Annotated in this window: 1 protein-coding gene and 2 pseudogenes; 2 read left to right on the top strand and 1 reads right to left on the bottom strand. The window is 54.0% G+C overall.

Annotated features, from left to right (window positions below; all coding sequences use genetic code 11):
• Positions 1 to 202: 202 nt before the first annotated feature.
• Both METMK1DRAFT_RS18435 and METMK1DRAFT_RS03340 read left to right on the top strand, forming a co-directional pair.
• Positions 203 to 1,056, top strand: a pseudogene (locus tag METMK1DRAFT_RS18435) (IS5/IS1182 family transposase); the annotation flags it as partial.
• Between the two features lie 172 nt (positions 1,057 to 1,228).
• Positions 1,229 to 2,377, top strand: coding sequence for a cupin domain-containing protein (locus METMK1DRAFT_RS03340; protein WP_009070871.1), 1,149 nt, complete (start codon positions 1,229 to 1,231; stop codon positions 2,375 to 2,377).
• 87 nt (positions 2,378 to 2,464) lie between these two features.
• Here the strand turns inward: METMK1DRAFT_RS03340 and METMK1DRAFT_RS19940 are convergent.
• Positions 2,465 to 3,059, bottom strand: a pseudogene (locus METMK1DRAFT_RS19940) (IS701 family transposase); the annotation flags it as partial.

Raw genomic sequence — 3,059 nt, 5'->3', positions numbered from 1 at the left:
ACCAAGAATGTTCTAGGCCTCAGAATTTTGGTAGATCGTATTAATTATCAATGTGAGAGCAGTTATGGGACTTTTCCCTCAAATATCACCTCACATTCAAGGGAGAATCTAATAACTGCTGATCATGATTAGGTTGATTTATGCTTTGTGGCCTTCTTCAATGTTATACAAAAAGTTATAAACGTTCGCCGAAGTTTAGCCATTGGGTGAGAGGAAGTACACCAGGGACTGGGGCAAGTATGACGAGAACGTGGTGACCAGGTACGAGCTCATGTTCCCGTTCCACGTGTTCGAGCACCGGTGAGGTTCCTGGAGGAGGAGAACAGGGACGCCAATAAGACCTTGAAGGCCCAGAGGGAGTTAGACGAGTTCCTGGCGTTCCTCCACATGTTCTTCCCGTACAGGGGAGTGGAGGGGTCCTGAGGGCGTTGAAGGGGTTGGGGGTCGTACCTATCACCGTGGACACGCAGTATGGAAGAGGGTGAGGAAGCTCAAGTTGACCTTCCCCGACCCTGGGGAGAGGGTCATAGGCGAGGCGACCGAGGTCAGCACGAGCGTCGGAGGACAGTACCCGGTCGTGAGGTGGGGGAAGCCCAGGGTTCCGAGTTCCTCAAGGTCGAGGCAGACGGGGAGGACTTGCAGGAGATAAAGGCAGAGGTCGTGGAGAGAGAGGTCCAGTCTGCCGTCAAGACCGTGGAGGAGCTCAAGTCCAAGGGGAAGGAGGTGACCAGGTTCGTGGGGGACAGGACTTACGACGCCAACGCGGTCTAAGCCACCGGGGTGGACGTCCCTCCCAGGGAGTCGACCGGGAGGGGCCACCCAGCCAGGAGGAGGGAGTTCAGGAGGTTGGGCTACGAACGTTGGAGGGACGAGAAGGGCCACGGTCGGAGGTGGTTGACCGAGTCGATCTTCTCAGCAGTGAGGAGGGGGTCCGGAGAGGCAGTCAGGGAGACGAGCTTCGCGGGTCAGGCGCTCGAGACCGTGCTCAAGTTCTGGGCCTACTCCTGGATGTGCCTGGTCAACCTGATCGTGGGGAGGGCCCCAGGGGTAGAGGTCGAGGGGTGGACCGTGAATTCGGGGAAAACCGGTCTCCCCTATTTCCCAGTTAGTCATCTTGGCTAGAAAAATTGAAGTAGGACACTAAGCAGTTGATTTACGAAAGTTAATATCCTTGAACTGCACAGATGATCAAATCAAAGCTTATAATCTACCGTAAATACTTACTTTCATGACTTATCAAGGAAAGGAAGAAAGTCTGATAGAGTTGTTTGATGACATGCTTAAATCCAACATGTCGAACTATTATATGACCTTTCACCCAAAGGCGGCCGAGAGATTCGGAGGCAAATATGGCATAAGGCCACTTTTCACTAACGAACCGAAACCTCTTGCGTTACCTTACATGTGGAAATACAGGGAAGCCAAGTCCAAACTCTACCAGCTTTCAGAACTCATATCCGCGGAGGAGAGCGAGAGGAGGACAGTCATTTTCGTAAATCCAGGGCTCAAGAACATTAATTTCTTCGGTCTCTCCTCCATAGCACCGACCCTTTACGGTGGGCTACAGCTCATAAAGGCTGGCGAGAGGGCTCCGGCGCATCGTCACACACCCGTCAACGTGAGGTTCGTCCTGGAGGCCCCAGAGAAAGGAGCCTACATAATTTACGATGGGTTTAAGGTGGACATAGGACCTGGGGACGTTTTAGTACAGTCGAACTGGATGCTCCACGACCACCACAACAACGGAGATACGGACCTCATTTGGTTGGCGGGACTGGATTCCCCGTTCGTCTCCTACCTCTCAGCTATGTTTTACGAGGGATTCGTTACCGGAGGAGTTGATGAGGAGCAACCCATTAAGTCCGCCGGGGACGTCTTAACGGAGACCTATGGCAGTTCCCTGAGACCTTCCCGTCCCCTGGTCAGCCACGATCCTTGGTACAATCCCGTGATAAAGTACCCTTGGAGGAACATTCTGAGAACGCTGACACACCTACACTCCATGGGTAACCTGGACCAGCACGAGGGAGTTTCAGTTGAACTGACCAACCCACTGAGCGGAGGTCCAGCCTTACCTACCATAAGGATAACTACCACATTGATACCGCCCAAGACCGATCTTTATCCTCTCAGGAGGACTGAGAACATGGTACTAGTTAACTTCGATGGCGAGATCGTCGTGGAGGTCATGGAGTCCATTGATGGAAAGAAGACCTTCCATCTGGCGGATCACGACGTGGTTGTGCTTCCAACGTGGACCAAGTACAGGCTGTCCAACCGAGACGACAGGCCAGCCATACTCTTCACCTACTCCGATGCACCGATTTACAAGTCCTTCGGATTGTATAGGGAGATCAAATTCGAGGGTACAAGGTGACGACTTATTAGGGACATCTCTTTTGTTTCTCCTTACAGCAGTTATGGGACTTTAACGTAACTTAAAGATTTTCATCAGCCCCGGCGGTCAGCCTAAATGGCGCTCGAGGACCTGAGGAACGCCTCCACGCTCCTCAGGTTAAGCTCCCCCACCAGCTCCCTGACGACGTTGTTGATGGTGAAGATCGTGAGGTGGCCCTGAAGCCTCTCCCTCCTCCAGGATGAGCAGTCCCAGGGCCTCGACGTCCTTTGGAGCTCCTCGATCTCCCACCCGACAGGCCTCCTCCCCGCTGAGCGAGAGGTCGGTAGTGTAGAGGGACCTGACGTGTGTCCCAGAGTCACGTTTATGTTCCCGGACTAGCAACTTCACTGTTATCGCTCGGCCTCCCAGGGTCAGGTCGGCGTAGTAGACTCCAGGGGGTATCCCACTGGGAGGCGCCCCCGAGGGTCCCCTGGGCCTACCCTGGGCTCGGTTGGACTTGAGCCTTGACACCACTTTGTTCGTCACGGGCTTCTCGGACAGTACGGGAGTCGAAGACGACCCTGGCTACCGGAAGTGCTCCTTGAGCACGTCAAACATCTCCCTGACCAAGACGATCTCGGTCTTGAACTCGGTGACCATCCCCAAATCCAACATCTTCCTCACGGCGTAGGGGAAACCATGAACGTCCTGCCCGTGGAGA

Source organism: Metallosphaera yellowstonensis MK1, from assembly GCF_000243315.1.
GTDB lineage: Archaea > Thermoproteota > Thermoprotei_A > Sulfolobales > Sulfolobaceae > Metallosphaera > Metallosphaera yellowstonensis.
This window is presented reverse-complemented; position numbering and strand designations above follow the sequence as displayed.

Excerpts from the sequence above, each read along its gene's own strand:
- METMK1DRAFT_RS03340 (WP_009070871.1), top strand. The coding sequence starts at position 1,229 with ATGACTTATCAAGGAAAGGAAGAAAGTCTGATAGAGTTGTTTGATGAC.